The sequence below is a fragment of the Burkholderia sp. RF2-non_BP3 genome, from assembly GCF_001522185.1.
GTDB classification, from domain to species: domain Bacteria; phylum Pseudomonadota; class Gammaproteobacteria; order Burkholderiales; family Burkholderiaceae; genus Burkholderia; species Burkholderia diffusa.
Window position 1 is genome coordinate 37,607 of the sequence record NZ_LOSU01000033.1, and the last position, 16,576, is coordinate 54,182.

Here is a 16,576-nt window from a genome sequence, read left to right on the forward strand (position 1 = left end):
CCGCCCGTCGCCTGCGGAGGAGGCGGTGATCGGCTCCACGAACGACTGCCTGGGCGTGCAATTCGCCCCCTCGCCCGAAAAACACTTGACCTTGTCATAGTGACAGGGTGTCCACTGTCGGGCGAGGAGGCGTTCATGACCCGTCACTATCCCCCGACTTCCCGTCACGCATTGACCACGGCACTCGAGCATCCGGACGCTTCGCTCCGTCTTGCGGCTGCGCTTGGTGCCGGCACGGCTCCCGATCCAGGCCAGATCACGCTACTGGTGAAGCGTTGCGGTGTCGAACCGGATTTCTTCGTTCGCGACATGCTCACCTGGGCGCTCACCCGGCACACGCAGGATCTGACCTTGCCATTGCTGCTTGACGAGCTGCGCTCGCCGCTGGCGCAAGCGCGTAGCCAGGCGCTACATACGCTCTCGAAGATCGGCGACCCCGCAACCTGGTCAGCGATCACAAGCGGGCATCTGCATGACCCCGATCCGGAGGTGGCACGAACTGCGTGGCGCACCGCAGCGGGGCTGGTGCCGACCTGGCAACGAGCCGCCTTGGCACGCGAACTGGTTCGCGAGCTAGGCCGCGGCGACAAGGACCTCAAGCGGAGTCTGAGCCGGGCATTACTCATGCTTGGAGACGACGCCATGGCCCCGCTCGTTGCGGCGGCGGCCCGACACACGGACCCGGCGGTTCGCGTTCATGCCTGCGCGAGCCTCAGGCTCATCGCCGACCCGGAGAGTGCGTTCGTGCTCGATCCAGCCGATGCGTGGCGCGCAGGTGCACCGTTGCCCGACGCCGATGAACAGGCGGGTTGACGGCGATCGATGTGATGAGCCACGTGTTGGCCGAGGTGATGGAAGCCGTTGGCGGTTTGTTAGAATTTTCGAGGCTCGATTGGAGCCAAGGCCGAGACACAGGGCGGCGTGAACCAGATGACACCGGAGACAAGTGATGCGCATCAGCGAGTTGGCCAATCGTTCCGGCGTCAGCGCGCGCATGCTGCGGCACTACGACGCGATCGGACTTGTCAGCCCATCGGGACGTACGGAAGCGGGATACCGCGAGTATTCGCAAGCCGATGCCTTGCGCCTGTTTCAAGTGGAGAGCCTGCGCTCGCTGGGCCTTGGGCTGGCCGAGGTGCGTCAGGCGCTCAGCCAACAAGCGCCTCACCCCGATGTGCTCATTGACGCGCTGATGGTTCGCAGCCGCGAGCGGCTGGCCGCAGAGCAAGCGTTGCTTTGCCGGCTGACTGCCGTGTCCGCCACCTCTCCCGATGATTGGTCAGCTGTGCTTGATGTCGTGCATCTGCTGAAAGGACTGGAGTCGACGCATGCACCTGAGAGACAGCGTGCTGCGTTTGACGCCGCGTCCAGCGATGCCCCGCTTGCAGCACTCATCGCCCACGCACTGCTCCAGGAACAAGAGCCGAATGTCGCAGGTGCGCTGCACTGGGCGCTGGGAAGAACCGTAGGCAGCGGCACCAGCGTACTTGGCGCGGCGCTTCAACAGCCCGATCCGGCAGTACGCGAACGGGCCGTGCTCGCGCTGGCGAAACTTGGCGGTTCCGATGCGGTGGAGAGCTTGCGCGGCTCGCTCCTCGACCCCGCGGAGCGCGTGCGGTATCGCGCTGCGCGGGTGCTTGGCGGATGGGGGATACGCGACGCCATTCCCCTGCTGATCGAGCAGGTTCTTGGCGGGATTCACGATGTCGAGGCGGCCGATGCGTTAGCCGATTTGGCGGAAGACCCTGCGATCGCAAAGCAAATTGTGGAGCGCTTTGAAGCAGCGATCTCAGACGGTCCAGCCGATGTCCAGACCCGTGTACGTATTTGTCAGGCGCTCGCCGAATTCAATGGCACGGCGTCGGCCCTGCTTGCCCGGCTGGCCGCCGATCCAGACCCGTCCGTGGCGCGCAATGCTCGTTACGTGATGTGCATTCGCCACGACGCGCTAACGTAGTCGAGTTTGCGTTTGATAGCCGGCCTTTTCCTTGGAGGCGAATGCCCTCGTTTCCTGTTTCTCCTGGATCCGTCGGTGGGGAAATAGACTGCTCGCTTGCTCGGCAGCAGACGTGCGCTTGTCCGGGAGGGTCTCACATCAGGAGCGACCGGAGATAGCCGAGAAGCCAGCATTTTCGACTTCAGACGCCAAATGTCAGCTAGTGGCCGAACGCCGACGTTCCTCGCCGGCGTCCTCCCCCCGGAAATCCACGAAGAACCAAAAAAAAGCGCCGCGGGCATTCAGCCCGCGGCGCCATCGCGTGTCGCCACGACGAGCATGGCCCGCCGCAGCTCGACCGCATGCTTAGATCTGCACGGTGTCGGCGACTTCCTTGAAATCTTCGATCTGGTCGAAGTTCATGTACTTGTAGATCTTGTCGCCATTGGCGTTGAGCACGCCCATGTCGGCCATGTACTCGTCCTTGGTCGGGATCTTGCCGAGACGCGAGCAGATTGCCGCCAGTTCCGCCGAGCCGAGGTACACGTTCGTGTTCTTGCCCAGACGGTTCGGGAAGTTGCGGGTCGACGTCGACATCACCGTCGCGCCTTCGCGCACCTGTGCCTGGTTGCCCATGCACAGCGAGCAGCCCGGCATTTCGGTGCGGGCGCCGGCCGTGCCGAACACGCCGTAGTGGCCTTCTTCCGTCAGTTGCTTCTGGTCCATCTTGGTCGGCGGCGCGACCCACAGCTTGACCGGGATGTCGCGCTTGCCTTCCAGCAGCTTCGACGCGGCACGGAAGTGACCGATGTTGGTCATGCACGAACCGATGAACACTTCGTCGATCTTCGCGCCGGCGACGTCGGACAGCGTCTTCACGTCGTCCGGATCGTTCGGACAGGCAACGATCGGTTCATGGATGTCGGCCAGGTCGATCTCGATGACGGCCGCGTATTCGGCGTCGGCATCCGGCGACAGCAGTTGCGGGTCGGCCAGCCACTGCTCCATCGCCGCGATACGGCGCTGCAGGCTGCGCGGATCCTGATAGCCCTGCGCGATCATCCACTTCAGCAGCGTGATGTTGCTGTTCAGGTACTCGATGATCGGTTCCTTGTTCAGGTGCACCGTGCAACCGGCTGCCGAACGCTCGGCCGACGCATCCGACAGTTCGAACGCTTGCTCGACCTTCAGGTCGGGCAGGCCTTCGATTTCGAGGATGCGGCCCGAGAAGATGTTCTTCTTGCCTTGCTTGGCGACGGTCAGCATGCCCTGCTTGATCGCATACAGCGGAATCGCGTTGACGAGGTCGCGCAGCGTGACGCCCGGCTGCATCTTGCCCTTGAAGCGGACCAGCACCGATTCCGGCATGTCCAGCGGCATCGTGCCGGTGGCGGCCGCGAACGCGACCAGGCCCGAGCCTGCCGGGAAGCTGATGCCGATCGGGAAGCGCGTGTGCGAGTCGCCGCCGGTGCCGACGGTGTCGGGCAGCAGCATGCGGTTCAGCCACGAGTGGATCACGCCGTCGCCCGGGCGCAGCGCGATGCCGCCGCGGGTGCTGATGAAGTTCGGCAGCGTCTGGTGCGTCTTGACGTCGACCGGCTTCGGATAAGCGGCGGTGTGGCAGAACGACTGCATCACGAGGTCGGCCGAGAAGCCGAGGCAGGCCAGATCCTTCAGTTCGTCGCGGGTCATCGGGCCGGTGGTGTCCTGCGAGCCGACCGAGGTCATCTTCGGTTCGCAGTACGTGCCCGGACGCACGCCCTGGCCTTCCGGCAGACCGCATGCGCGGCCGACCATCTTCTGCGCGAGCGAGAAGCCCTTGCCGCTGTCGGCCGGCTGGTGCGGCAGGCGGAACAGCGTCGACGGCGCGAGGCCGAGCGCTTCACGCGCCTTCGCGGTCAGGCCGCGGCCGATGATCAGCGGAATGCGGCCGCCGGCGCGCACTTCGTCGAACAGCACGTCGGACTTGACCTGGAATTCGGCGATCACGTTGCCGTCCTTCAGCGCCTTGCCTTCGTACGGGCGCAGTTCGACGACGTCGCCCATGTTCATCTGCGACACGTCGAGTTCGATCGGCAGCGCGCCGGCGTCTTCCATCGTGTTGTAGAAGATCGGGGCGATCTTGCCGCCGAGGCACACGCCGCCGAAACGCTTGTTCGGGACGAACGGGATGTCTTCGCCGGTGAACCACAGCACCGAGTTGGTGGCCGACTTGCGCGAGGAGCCGGTGCCGACCACGTCGCCGACGTAGGCGACCAGGTGACCCTTGTCCTTCAGCGATTCGATGAACTTGACCGGGCCGCGCTTGCCGTCTTCTTCCGGCGTGATGCCGGGGCGCGCGTTCTTCAGCATCGCCAGCGCGTGCATCGGGATGTCCGGGCGGGTGGTGGCGTCCGGGGCCGGCGACAGGTCGTCGGTGTTGGTTTCGCCCGTGACCTTGAACACGGTGATGGTCAGGCTTTCCGGCACTTGCGGACGGCTCGTGAACCATTCGGCGTCGGCCCAGCTCTGCAGCACGGCCTTCGCGTGCGCGTTGCCCTTGTCGGCGAGTTCCTTCACGTCATGGAACTGGTCGAACATCAGCAGGGTTTTCTTCAGTGCGTCGGCAGCGACGGCCGCGACTGCTTCGTCGGACAGCAGCTCGATCAGCGGCTGGATGTTGTAGCCGCCCAGCATCGTGCCGAGCAGTTCGGTCGCGCGCTCGCGCGAGATCAGCGGGCAGGCCGTCTCGCCCTTCGCGACGGCGGCCAGGAAGCCGGCCTTCACGCGCGCGGCTTCGTCGACGCCGGCGGGGACGCGATGGGTGATCAGGTCGAGCAGCGTCTGCTCTTCGCCAGCGGGCGGGTTCGCCAGCAGTTCCACCAGTTCGGCGGTTTGCTGAGCCGTCAGCGGCAGGGGAGGAATACCGAGCGCGGCGCGGGCGGCCACGTGAGCACGAAAGTTTTCAAGCATGGGGGGACCTGCTGAGATTGCGTTTCAGGGGAAGGGCTTTCCAGGCACGCCGAGGCTGCTGTTCCGGACACTGCTTCACTGCTTGGACGGGATTCTAGTCGCAATATGGTCAGGCGTCAAATGTCTTATGTCTTATATAAGAGTTGTGTGTGAGGCGTATGGCCGGTCGCAGATGCGGCGTTCGCCCGACGCGATTTCATCATGTGGAAAATCCGGGGCAAACCGTTCGAGGTCGGTCGCCCGAGGCTGCGCAATATCGGCGCCGCGCGCGCCGTCCGCATGGGCAGAAACGCCAATCGAAAAAGGCGCGGCGTTGCGAATTTGCGAAAAATAGGGCGAATGAAAGCAGAAATGCCGACATCTTGCGCAGTGAAGCTTCAAGATCCCAACGCAAGATAGGCAAGATGAAGACACCGATGCCGATCCAGGCGATCTCGGCGGGCAGTGTCTTCGAGGAATACGCCCATCACGACGGAGTGCGCGGTGAAGACGGTGAATGCGAGCAGTTTCGCTCCGATCAAGCCGCGAATGTTGGAGCGTCGTCGATCGCCGGCGGCGCGGGTGAATACAGCGCCTTCGTCGCTGCAACCTCGTCGGTCAATCGAACCACGAGTTCCCGCGGCCCGAGCACTTTCAACTCCGCACCATATCCAAGCAGCTTGCGCGCACCGTGCTCGATCGATTCGATCGGCATCAGGAATTCCTTCCATCCCGGCGGGACCGCGCTGCTGCCGGCGCTATCCGAGACGGGCGCGACCTTGACGCGTGCATTGATCAGCCAGCTCTCTGCGCGCGCCGACACCGCGACGTGCGCGCTCAACCGGTAAAGCTCCGCTTCATACCGGCTCATCGAATCACGCCAGTGCCGGGCCAGATCGAACCGCGCGGGCCGCTTGAATCGGCGGCGCGACGCCGCGAGTTCCCGAATGTTCGCGAGCCGAAAAGTCAGCGCATCGCGCTTGCCGGCGACCTTCGCCACGACGTACCACGCACCGCCCTTGAGCACCAGCCCGAGCGGATCGAGTGCGCGGCGCGACACACCGCGCCAGCTCTCGTACGTCACCTCGATCCGCTGCGACTGCCACACGGCATCGGCGACTTCACGCAGAAACGCCGGCGTTTCCTGCGCCCGATACCAATCCACGGTATCGACATGCAGCCGGCTCGCGACACGATCGGCATGTTCGCGCGAGTCCGGCGGCAGGCTGGCGATCATCTTCAGCCGCGCGGACGCAGCCATCCCGTCGAGCCCGAGTTCTCCCGCCGGCCCCGGCAGGCCGGCCAGAATCAACGCATGTGCCTCCTGCTCGGTCAGCCCCGTGAGATCGGTACGCCAGTCGTCCTGCAACTGAAAGCCGCCGTTGCGTCCGCGATCGCCCCAGATCGGCACGCCGGCCGTCGACAGTTGGTCGATATCGCGCAGGATCGTCCGCTCGGACACTTCCAGCGCGGCGGCCAGCGCCGGCGCGGTCATGCGGCCGCGCGCCTGCAGCATCATCATGATCGACAACAGCCGGCTGGCTTTCATGTGTGGCACCTCATCCGGAATACATGACACGGGATGTCATGTTATCGGATCTATGATCCGACACATCCGCGATCGGCTGGCGCGCAACGGAGTCGGGCGCGGGCTTGCCGACGCGCGGGCGGTGCTCATGTGAGGGCCACTGCGCGAAACCCGTCGAGGAGAGCGATACATGAAAATCATGACCGGTCCGCTGAGCATGTTCGGCGCGAAAGTCGAGATCGCGGCGCACGAGAAGGGCATCGCCTTCGAGCGCGTGCTGGTGCCGTTCAGCCAGCAGCGCGGCTACGACCCGAAGCATCCGGACGTCTTGCGCATCAATCCGAAGCGTCAGGTGCCGGTGCTGATCGACGGCGACCTGGAGATTTTCGATTCCACGCAGATCTTCGAGTACCTGGAAGACTTGAAGCCCGATCCCGCGCTCTGGCCCGCGCAGCCGAAAGCGCGCGCGGTGGCGCGTCAGCTCGAGCACTGCAGCGACGAGGTTTATTTTCCGCACGTGATCCGGCTGATGGGCCTCGAAGAGACGCCGGATCATCCCGCGGCACAGGCCGCACGCGACGAAGCGCGGCAATACTATCGACGCATGGAGCGCGTGCTGGCGGACCGGGAATTCCTTGCCGACACCTATTCGTACGCCGACATCGCGTTCTACATGGCGCAGTTGTTCGGCGCGCGCAAGGGCGCGCCGATGACGGCGGAGACGCCGAACCTGCTCGCCTGGCGCGAACGGATGACCGCGCGTCCGGCCGTGCGGAAAGTGGCTGGTGCGATGGCGGGTTATCTTGCTTCGATCGACCATCCGGTTCCGGATTTTCTTCGCGGGCTCCATTAGCCAACCCGTCGCGCGTCGAGCGGCTACGATCCGTCAGTCGCTGCCGGATGTGAACGCATCACCCGCCGGTCACCGGCGGAAAGAACGCCACCTCGCTGTCCTCCCGCACGACGAATGCGCCGGTCACCATCTCGAGGTTCACGGCCGCGCGCACGGGGCGGTTCAGCCGCAGCGCTTCGCCACTGCGCGCGTCGCGTGCGGCGAGCGCGGCGCGCAGCGCGTCGACGGTGAGCTCATGCGCATCGATCTCGACGACTTCCTCGTCGGTATGCAATTGTTCGCGAATGCTCGCAAAGTATCTGATCGTCAGTTTCATTACGATGTCCTGAGCGAAATCGGTGCAATCGGCGGAATCGGAAAGTCGTTGGCCGGCACGTTCATCCCCAGCGGCGCATCGCCTGATCGTCATGCGCCTTCGGCTCGACCCAGCCGGCCACGCCGTCGTGCCGGATCTCCTTCTTCCAGAACGGCGCATGCGTCTTCAGGAAGTCCATGATGAATTCGCACGCATCGAACGCCGACGCGCGATGCGCGGCGGCCACGACGACGATCACGACCGCATGGCCCAACGGAATGCGCCCGACGCGATGCACGACCTTGGCCGCCTCGAGCCGCCACCGCGCGCTCGCTTCCTCGACGATGCTCCAGAGCGCCTGCTCGGTCATCGTCGGATAGTGCTCGACTTCCAGCGCGATCACGTCGTCGACGTCACCTTCGTTGCGCACGACACCGAGGAAATTCACGACCGCACCGACATTCGGATTGCGAATGATCGGCGCGATCTCGGCGCCGGCGTCGATCGCCGTGTACTGCACACGCACCTCGAAACCGGCTGCGATCGCCGGCGGCGGCTCGTTTGATGACGTGACACGGGATTCGGTGAAACTGGTCATGACGATTCTCCAGTAGGCGGTTCGCTCCGCTTCGCGCGGCTGCCGCCCGTCAGCCGCCGACGAGCGACATGCGCACGGTCGGGTAGGTCTTGCCGGACGGCCTGGCCGCGTTCGTGGCCCGCCGTTCGGAATAGCGGTCGTCGCGTAGCGTCCATCGTGCGCGCACGATGTCGGCCAGGCCGTCGATCGATGCGGCGTCATCGAGCCACGGCCGCAGGTCGGTGCCCTGCATCGCGAACAGACACGTATAGAGCTGGCCATCGGCCGACACGCGGGCGCGCGAGCACGTGCCGCAGAACGGATGCGACACGCTCGCGATGAGACCCACCTCACCCGCGCCGTCGATGTGCCGGCAACGGATCGCGGTGGCATCGTGTCCCGGTTCGCCGACGAGCACGAGCGGATAGCTCGCTTCGATGAGCTCGCGCATCCGCGCGGCCGGCACGACCTTGTCGCCGGACCACGCGCTCGCGCCGCCGACGTCCATGTATTCGATGAAGCGAACGGCCACGCCGCTATGACGGAAGTGACGCACGAGCGGCAGGATCTGGTCGTCGTTCGCGCCGCGCTCGATCACCGCGTTGACCTTCACGGGCGCGAGCCCGGCCACCTGCGCGGCCTCGATGCCGGCCAGCACGCGCGCCACCGGCACGTCGGTGTCGGTCATCCGGCGGAATACGATGTCGTCGATCGCGTCGAGACTCACGGTCACGCGCGACAAGCCTGCATCGCGCAGCGTGCGTGCCTTGGCGGCGAGCAGCGAACCGTTGGTCGTCAGCGCGATTTCGACGGGCTTGCCGTTGACGGTCGTCAGCATCGCGAGCCGTTCGATCAGCGCTTCGAGGTTGCGGCGCAGCAGCGGCTCGCCGCCGGTGAGGCGGATCTTTTCGACGCCGAGCGAGACGAACGCGCGCGCGATCTTCTCGAGTTGCGCGAACGACAGCCGCTCGGACGACGGCATGAACGCATAGTCGGGGCCGAAGCTGTCGCGCGGCATGCAGTAGCCGCAGCGGAAGTTGCACTGGTCGATGACGGACAGCCGGAGGTCGCGCAGCGGCCGCGCAAGCGTGTCGAGCGGGCGGGAGAAGATGCGGGGCGATGCGCCGCCGGTTGCGGCGGCGACCGGCGCGGAAGCGATGGCATTCACGATGGGTTCGGCTGCCTGCATGAAGTGATCGGAACGGCGTCGCCGATCGACCGTGCATGCGCAGAGGTGTCGGCGCACGGGTCGTGACGAGCCTCGTCGTGAGGATAGGCCGCTGGATTCCATCGGCAGAGACACAATCCCGCCCGAAATGCAGGAATACAGTTCGTCGTCCTGGATGCGCGAAAGGCGGGCATGACGCGCCAATCCATGCTCATGTTCGTGCTCACGCGAGCCAGTGCGCGAAATCGTAATACGGGACGGCGCCGTCGCGATCGCACCAGGCGGCCGCATGGATGCCGCCGGTCGCTGGGCCGCATGCTGTTTTCTCCTGGGGCATCGCCCGGCGCGTGGGCCGAGCGATGGGCGCGAATTCTGCGCAGGGACGGTGCGCGGTGTCGCGCCGGCGCGCCACCGGCAGGCCGTGAGCCGATGGTACGGGCGTTCGGCCGTGCCGCGGATGCACAGCGTCGCAGTGCGGAAAGCAGTACAGCCGACAGCCTCGCGGCCCCGCAACGGGTTTTCCGTACACACATCTTCGGCCCCGGGGAAAGCACAGTTTCAGCGCACGTTCGCGCGATTGCGAGTATCGTCGCAAACGCGATATCGTCATTCACGCTTCGTTGCCGCGCCCCGCGATCCGTTCTTGTCCGCACGTGCCGTCGCGAAGCCGTCGCGCGATTTCCTGCTTCGAGCTGACGTCCTCACAATCACGAGCAAATTACGGTCATGGAAATCTTCGATGCGTTCCATCTCGCCCGATTGCAATTCGCGTTCACGGTGTCGTTTCACATCGTGTTTCCGGCGATCAGCATCGGCATGGCGAGCTTCCTGGCGGTGCTGGAATGGCGCTATCTCGTCACCGGCGACGCCGCCTATAAATCCATGTTCCAGTTCTGGTCGAAGATCTTCGCGATCGGCTTCGGGATGGGCGTCGTCTCCGGCGTCGTGATGGCGTACGAGTTCGGCACGAACTGGGCGGGCTTCTCGCGCGTCGCGGGCAACATCACCGGCCCGCTGCTTACTTACGAAGTCCTGACTGCCTTCTTCCTCGAGGCCGGCTTTCTCGGCGTGATGCTGTTCGGCTGGCAGCGCGTCAGCCCGCGTGCGCATTTCTTCGCGACGCTGATGGTCGCGGTCGGCACGCTGATCTCGACGTTCTGGATCCTCGCGTCGAACAGCTTCATGCAGACGCCGCAGGGCTACAGGATCGAGAACGGTCTCGTCGTGCCGGTCGACTGGTTCAAGGTCATCTTCAACCCGTCGTTCCCGTATCGCCTCGTGCACATGACGATCGCCGCGTTCATCGTCGCGGGCTTCATCGTCGCCGCGTGCGGGGCGTGGCACCTGCTGAAGGGGCGCCGCGACGAGCCGGTGAAGCGCAGCTTCTCGATGGCGCTGTGGATGTTGCTGCTGCTCGCGCCGATCCAGATCGTCGTCGGCGATGCGCACGGGTTGAACACGCGCGAATACCAGCCGGCGAAGATCGCGGCGATCGAGGGGCTGTGGGAAACCGAGAAGGGCGGCACCGCGCTGAACCTCGTCGGTCTGCCCGACATGCAGGCAGAGACGACGCGCTATGCGATCCAGGTGCCGCACCTCGGCAGCCTGATCCTCACGCACAGCTGGGACGGCGAGATTCGCGGGCTGAAGGAATTCCCGGCGCAGGACCGCCCGTATTCGCCGATCGTGTTCTGGACCTTCCGGATCATGGCCGGCCTCGGGATGCTGATGCTGCTCACCGCGCTGCTCGGCTTGCTGCTGAGAAAACGCGGACGCCTGTATGAAACGCGCTGGTTCCAGTGGTTCGTCGTGTGCATGGGGCCGTCGGGCATCGTCGCGCTGCTGGCCGGATGGATCACGACCGAGGTCGGGCGGCAGCCGTGGACCGTATACGGCGTGCTGCGCACCGTCGATTCGGTCGCGCCGCTCAGCGCGCAGCAGGTCGGCGTGTCGCTGCTGATCTTCGTGGTCGTGTATTTCCTGGTGTTCGGAACGGGGATCTACTACATGATGCAACTGATGAAGCGCGGGCCGGCCGCCCAGGCCGGATACATCGAGCTGCACCGGCATCCAGGGCTGCGCAAGAGCGCGCTGTCCACGCCGCTGAACGTCACCGAAGCGGAGTAAGCGATGCACATCGATCTTCCTGTCGTGTGGGCCGCGATCATCGGTCTCGGCGTGTTCATCTACGTGATGCTCGACGGCTTCGATCTCGGCATCGGCCTGCTGTTTCCGTTCTTCGACGCGAAGGCCGAACGCGAAGTCATGCTGAATACCGTCGCGCCGGTATGGGACGGCAACGAGACCTTTCTCGTGCTCGGCGGCGCGGGCCTGTACGGCGCGTTTCCGGTCGTCTACTCGACGCTGCTGCCGGCGAACTACCTGCCGCTGATCCTGATGGTGGTCGGGCTGATCTTCCGCGGCGCCGCGTTCGAATTGCGTGCGAAGGCGAACCGCACGCAGCACCTGTGGGATCTCGCGTTCATCGGCGGCTCCGCGCTGGCCGCGTTCTGCCAGGGGATCACGCTCGGTTCGCTGCTGCAGGGCATCCGGATCGTGAACAACCAGTTCGCGGGCGGGCCGTTCGACTGGCTGTCGCCGTTCAGCCTGTTCTGCGGGATCGGCGTGCTCGTCACCTATGCGACGCTCGGCTGCGGCTGGCTGATCTTGAAAGTCGACGGCGAGCTGCAGCGCAAGATGCGCCTGCTGATGAAGCCGCTCGCGGGCGTGCTGCTCGCGGTGATGGGCGTGGTCAGCCTGTGGACCGTGATCGGGCTGCCGGCCGTCGCGCATCGCTGGTTCGGCAGCGGCAACCTCGGCTGGTTCCTGCCGGTGCCGATCCTCGTCGTCGCGTGCGTATGGGGCATCTTCCGCACGGTGAAGCGCGAGCACGAGGCGACGCCGTTCCTGCTGACGCTCGCGCTCGTGTTCCTCGGCTACACCGGCCTCGTGATCAGCATCTGGCCGAACATCGTGCCGCCGTCGCTGACGATCTGGGACGCGTCGTCGAGCCATTCGAGCCAGTTGTTCGCACTCGTCGGCACCGTGATCGTGCTGCCGATCATCCTCGTGTACAACGCGATGCAGTACCGCGTGTTTCGCGGCAAGGTGCGCGAGGGCGACGCCGGCTATCACTGACCGGCGCGCCCCGGTGACGGGGCAGGGCGTGCGCGGGCGTATCATCATTCGCAAGCGCGGTGAAGCGCGTCACCCGGCTCGGCATCGACCGGGCAGCGGCCCGCCACGCGCGGGCCGTTGCACATCGGGCGGCGGCGATCCGCATGGCGTATTTCATCGGCAGTCGAGACAACACCATGATCGTCAGACCACGACAAAACTGGCTCAGGATGCTGTTCATATGGAACGGCTCCGTGCTGCAGTCGATCATTCCGCAACTCGTGTTCATGGCGATCGTCAGCACGCTGGCGGTCTTCACGAACGGGCGCATCTTCGGCGAGAAGATTCCGCTGAACACCGCGCCGTTCACGCTGTTCGGGCTGGCCCTCGCGATCTTTCTCGCGTTTCGCAACAACGCGAGCTTCGAGCGTTTCAAGGAGGCGCGGCTTCTGTGGGGCAACCTGCTGATCGCGGCGCGCACCGTCACGTCGCAGCTGCGGCGCTACTTGCCCGACAGCGTCGGCGATGCGGAGCGCGACCGGCTCGCCGATCTGCTGATCGCGTTCACGTATGCATTGAAGCATCAGCTGCGTCATACCGATCCGGCGCAGGACCTGCAGCGTATTCTCGGCGCCGAGCGCGCCGCCGCGTTCGCGCACAAGTGCTACCAGCCCGTCGCGATTCTCGATGAACTGCGCGGCGGAATCGTCCGCGCGCTGGGTCGCGCGCCCGGCAGCGAAGCAACGTGCTGGATGTTTGAAATGCAACTGGCCGAGTTGGGCAAGGCCGTGGGCGGCTGCGAGCGCATCCTGACGACGCCGATCCCGTTCTCGTACAGCGTGCTGCTGCATCGCACCGTCTATGCTTATTGCGTGCTGTTGCCGTTCGGCCTCGTCGATTCGACGGAATACTTCACGCCGCTGATTTGCGTGTTCATCTCGTACACGCTGATCGCGCTCGAAGCGATCGCGAACGAGGTGGCCGAGCCGTTCGGCCTCGCGCCGAACGCGCTGGCGCTCGATGCGATGGCGCGCACGGTCGAGCGGTCGGTGCTCGAGCTGGGCGAGCGCGCGATGCCGGAGGAGTTCGTGCCGGCATCGACGTATCAGATCACGTAAGCGGCACCGCGACGCGCGTCGCGGCGTGCACGATTGGGAGAACTTCGCATGCGCATCTACGTGACGAGTATTTTTGTCGACGATCAGGACAAGGCGCTCGCGTTCTATACCGACATCCTCGGCTTCCGGTTGAAGAACAACGTGCCGGTGGGCGCGTACCGCTGGCTGACGGTCGTGTCGAAGGATCAGCCCGACGGCACCGAGCTGATGCTCGAACCGAGTCATCATCGCGCGGTCGGCCCTTATCGTCAGGCGCTGTACGAGGACGGCATCCCGGCGGCGTCGTTTCAGGTCGACGATCTCGACGCCGAGTACGCGCGGCTCGACGCGCTCGGCGTGTACTTCACGCTGGCGCCGATGGACGCGGGGCCCGTGCGGATCGCGGTGCTCGACGATACGTGCGGCAACCTCGTGCAGCTCATGCAGATGAAGTGACGCGTTGTCCGCGAGGAGCCGCTCGGGTTCGTTTCAGTCGCGCCGGTCGATCATTTTGTGGGGCGTCATGATGGCGTGAAAGGGCGCAGGCGCGACATCGGCGGAGTCGACCAAGGAAGTTTGTGTAGACTCGTGCTCGTTCAATGGAGCCAACATCATGCAACTTCTTGACCACGTGTCCATCGGCGTTCCGGATATCGATCAGGCACGCCCCTTCTACGACGGTGTCATGGCCGCGCTGGGCGCGACCAAGGTTTATGACCGCGGCACCGCGCTCGGTTACGGTGAACGTTGCAGTGCCACCGACACCGCATCGACCTTCCTGGCGATTTATCTGGATCCCGCCGAAGTCGGGACGAGTAAGCGACACTGGTGCTTCAAGGCGGCTTCCCGCCAGCAGGTGCATGCATTTTTCGAGGCGGGGCTGTCCGCGGGCGGGCGGCCCGACGGCGACCCCGGCTTGAGGCCGCACTATCACGCCGACTACTACGCGGCCTTTGTCGTCGATCCGGCCGGCAACCGGATCGAGGCCGTGTGCCACGCTGCGCCAGCGGCGTACGAGCGGCCGTGACGGCACTCGCCGACGACTGATCGCCCGCGGCACGGTGTCGTGCCGTCGGGTCGCGGACAAGCACGGCGCCAGTCGCGTTTGCCGCGCGCGCGGCTCAATCGAAGTACGTCAGCCCCATCGCGCCCTTCACCTCGGCCAGCGTCGCCCCCGCCACCTCTCGCGCATGCATCGTGCCGCGCTTCAGGATCGCCATCACCTCCGCCTTGTCCGCTTCGAATTCGCGACGGCGCGCACGGATCGGCTCGATCAGCGCCTGCAGCCGCTCGTTCAGCACGCGCTTGACGACGCTGTCGCCGAGGCCGCCACGGCGATAGTGCGCCTTCAGTTCGTCGACCTTCTGCACGTCGGGCTCGAACGCGTCGAGGAACGTGAACACGACGTTGCCCTCGACCTGACCGGGATCGTTCACGCGCAGATGGTTCGGATCCGTGTACATGTCCTTCACCGCTTGCGCGATCTCGTCGGGCGTCGAGCCGAGCGTGATCGCGTTGCCGAGCGACTTGCTCATCTTCGCCTTGCCGTCGATGCCGGGCAGCCGCGTGACCGCCGACAGCACGGCCTCGCATTCCACCAGCACGGGCTTGTCGACCGTCGCGTTGAAGCGGCGCACGAGTTCGTTGGTCTGCTCGATCATCGGCAGCTGGTCGTCGCCGACCGGCACGTGCGTCGCCTTGAACGCGGTGATGTCGGCAGCCTGGCTGACGGGGTAGGTCAGGAAGCCGGCCGGGATGTCGCGCTCGAAGCCGCGCAGGCGGATCTCTTCCTTGATGGTCGGATTGCGCTCGAGGCGCGCGACCGTCACGAGGTTGAGCAGGTATTGCGACAGCTCGGCGAGCTCGGGCACCTGCGACTGGACGACGATCGTCGAGATCGCCGGATCGATGCCGACGGCCAGGTAGTCGAGCGCGACCTCGATCACGTTCTCGGTGACGCGCTGGCGGCGGCCCATGTTGTCGGTCAGCGCCTGCGTGTCGGCGAGCAGCAGGAACTGCGTCGCTTCGTGCTGCATCTGCACGCGAGCGCGCAGCGAGCCGATGTAATGGCCGAGATGCAGCGGGCCGGTCGTGCGGTCGCCGGTGAGAATGATCGGTCGGGTCGGGTGCGTCATGGTGTGGATTGGCTCCGGGTTATCGAAGCCACCAGCCATGACGTGAGCGCAGAAACGACAATGCCGCCATGGCTGGCGGCATCACGTTCGGGACATGCAAAAGGAAACGGGCCGCCTGGGTCAGGCGCGCCACCAGCAATGCACGTTCGGCGAGGCAGGTTTGGTTTCCATTGCGCGAGTATAGCGTAGCGGCGGCGAGCCGTGCGTCAGCGCACGACCGATTCCAGCGCGAGGCGCGCGACTTCGGCGGACGGCCATAGCAGGTATAGCAGGCCGACCATCAGCAGCAGCGCGCAGACGCGCACCGCCGGCGTACGGTCGATCTCGCTCAGGGTGCGGATGTGCTGCTTCAGTTTCTTCATGCTTGGAGGCGCGACGTGCGCCACTTCAACGGTTGCTGCAACGGGGCCGGGTGGAGCGGCGCCGGGGGCTACGGGTTCAACGAGGGGCCGGGCGGGCGCGGTACGGAGTTCGCGCGAAGCTCGCGTGCGGACAGATAAAGGGCTCGATCATGAGGCCGGTGGCGCATTGCATGAGGCGAGGCGACGCGCATCCTACCAGTTCGGGAGAGCGCACACCGTCAAGAATTGTCCGGCAGCGGGCTGGTGGAGGCGCAGTTGCACGTTGAGGTAAGGGGAATAGTCAATAAAATCAAAGGTCTAATTTATCTATTTTCGCCGTGATTTCGTGCCGCATGATGTCAGGCGTGAAATTTCTCGGGTGCAAGTGGAACGGCGTTCGGTTCGACGGCAACACGTGGCATTCGGTGCAAGTGCTGGACTGCACGGGAAGCACGGTCGAAGCGCATGGACTCAAGGGGCTGGACGTGGATTTCACAGGCACCCATTTCGAGCATCTGGCATTCGAGGACACGGAAATCAACGGCGGGCATTGACTCGAGCGCGTGACCTTACGGCCTCCCGCCGGAACGCGCGACGC

At 65.1% G+C, this 16,576-nt stretch carries 16 protein-coding genes; 9 read left to right on the forward strand and 7 right to left on the reverse strand.

Annotated features, from left to right (window positions below; all coding sequences use genetic code 11):
* The first annotated feature begins 135 nt into the window (after window positions 1–135).
* The gene (locus tag WS45_RS16455) at window positions 136–813 is read left to right on the forward strand and encodes a HEAT repeat domain-containing protein (protein ID WP_059701015.1); all 678 of its coding nucleotides are present in this window, start codon (window positions 136–138) and stop codon (window positions 811–813) included.
* Window positions 814–949: 136 nt separating this feature from the next.
* Entirely contained in the window at window positions 950–1,957 is a 1,008-nt protein-coding gene (locus WS45_RS16460) for a HEAT repeat domain-containing protein (protein WP_063892218.1), read from the forward strand.
* 345 nt (window positions 1,958–2,302) lie between these two features.
* Here WS45_RS16460 and acnB read toward each other — a convergent pair whose 3' ends face one another.
* Both acnB and WS45_RS16470 read right to left on the reverse strand, forming a co-directional pair.
* Window positions 2,303–4,888, reverse strand: a complete 2,586-nt coding sequence (acnB, locus tag WS45_RS16465) for a bifunctional aconitate hydratase 2/2-methylisocitrate dehydratase (RefSeq protein ID WP_059700770.1) — start codon at window positions 4,886–4,888, stop codon at window positions 2,303–2,305.
* Between the two features lie 517 nt (window positions 4,889–5,405).
* Window positions 5,406–6,416, reverse strand: a complete 1,011-nt coding sequence (locus tag WS45_RS16470; protein ID WP_059692808.1) for a helix-turn-helix transcriptional regulator — start codon at window positions 6,414–6,416, stop codon at window positions 5,406–5,408.
* Window positions 6,417–6,585: 169 nt separating this feature from the next.
* Here WS45_RS16470 and WS45_RS16475 point away from each other — a divergent pair, with 169 nt between their 5' ends.
* Window positions 6,586–7,248, forward strand: a complete 663-nt coding sequence (locus tag WS45_RS16475) for a glutathione S-transferase family protein (RefSeq protein ID WP_059537206.1) — start codon at window positions 6,586–6,588, stop codon at window positions 7,246–7,248.
* A gap of 58 nt (window positions 7,249–7,306) precedes the next feature.
* Here the strand turns inward: WS45_RS16475 and moaD are convergent, their stop codons facing one another.
* The 3 genes from moaD to moaA form a co-directional block, all read right to left on the reverse strand.
* Window positions 7,307–7,564: a molybdopterin converting factor subunit 1 gene (gene moaD, locus WS45_RS16480; protein WP_059700771.1), complete on the reverse strand. Its 258-nt coding sequence runs from the start codon at window positions 7,562–7,564 to the stop codon at window positions 7,307–7,309.
* Window positions 7,565–7,625: 61 nt separating this feature from the next.
* Entirely contained in the window at window positions 7,626–8,141 is a 516-nt protein-coding gene (locus WS45_RS16485) for a molybdenum cofactor biosynthesis protein MoaE (protein ID WP_059700772.1), read from the reverse strand.
* A 49-nt stretch (window positions 8,142–8,190) separates the two neighbouring features.
* Complete coding sequence (gene moaA / locus WS45_RS16490; protein WP_059700773.1) at window positions 8,191–9,309, reverse strand: GTP 3',8-cyclase MoaA; 1,119 nt, start codon at window positions 9,307–9,309, stop codon at window positions 8,191–8,193.
* Between the two features lie 705 nt (window positions 9,310–10,014).
* On the opposite strand from moaA, the gene WS45_RS16495 reads away from it, so the two are divergent.
* The 5 genes from WS45_RS16495 (at window position 10,015) to WS45_RS16515 (ending at window position 14,529) form a co-directional block, all read left to right on the forward strand.
* Window positions 10,015–11,415 carry a cytochrome ubiquinol oxidase subunit I gene (locus WS45_RS16495; RefSeq protein ID WP_059700774.1) on the forward strand — a complete coding sequence of 467 codons (1,401 nt, stop codon included), beginning with the start codon at window positions 10,015–10,017 and terminating at the stop codon, window positions 11,413–11,415.
* 3 nt (window positions 11,416–11,418) lie between these two features.
* The gene (cydB, locus tag WS45_RS16500) at window positions 11,419–12,426 is read left to right on the forward strand and encodes a cytochrome d ubiquinol oxidase subunit II (protein WP_059537186.1); all 1,008 of its coding nucleotides are present in this window, start codon (window positions 11,419–11,421) and stop codon (window positions 12,424–12,426) included.
* A 176-nt stretch (window positions 12,427–12,602) separates the two neighbouring features.
* Window positions 12,603–13,523: a bestrophin family protein gene (locus WS45_RS16505; RefSeq protein ID WP_059701016.1), complete on the forward strand. Its 921-nt coding sequence runs from the start codon at window positions 12,603–12,605 to the stop codon at window positions 13,521–13,523.
* Between the two features lie 48 nt (window positions 13,524–13,571).
* Entirely contained in the window at window positions 13,572–13,958 is a 387-nt protein-coding gene (locus tag WS45_RS16510; protein ID WP_059700775.1) for a VOC family protein, read from the forward strand.
* 157 nt (window positions 13,959–14,115) lie between these two features.
* Window positions 14,116–14,529 carry a VOC family protein gene (locus tag WS45_RS16515; protein ID WP_059700776.1) on the forward strand — a complete coding sequence of 138 codons (414 nt, stop codon included), beginning with the start codon at window positions 14,116–14,118 and terminating at the stop codon, window positions 14,527–14,529.
* Window positions 14,530–14,623: 94 nt separating this feature from the next.
* Here WS45_RS16515 and trpS read toward each other — a convergent pair whose 3' ends face one another.
* Window positions 14,624–15,637 carry a tryptophan--tRNA ligase gene (gene trpS, locus WS45_RS16520; RefSeq protein ID WP_059700777.1) on the reverse strand — a complete coding sequence of 338 codons (1,014 nt, stop codon included), beginning with the start codon at window positions 15,635–15,637 and terminating at the stop codon, window positions 14,624–14,626.
* Window positions 15,638–15,843: 206 nt separating this feature from the next.
* Window positions 15,844–15,999, reverse strand: coding sequence for a hypothetical protein (locus tag WS45_RS35665; protein ID WP_175910122.1), 156 nt, complete (start codon window positions 15,997–15,999; stop codon window positions 15,844–15,846).
* A 332-nt stretch (window positions 16,000–16,331) separates the two neighbouring features.
* Between WS45_RS35665 and WS45_RS16525 the strand changes: the two genes are divergently transcribed.
* Window positions 16,332–16,532, forward strand: coding sequence for a hypothetical protein (locus WS45_RS16525; protein ID WP_257140466.1), 201 nt, complete (start codon window positions 16,332–16,334; stop codon window positions 16,530–16,532).
* Window positions 16,533–16,576: the final 44 nt, after the last annotated feature.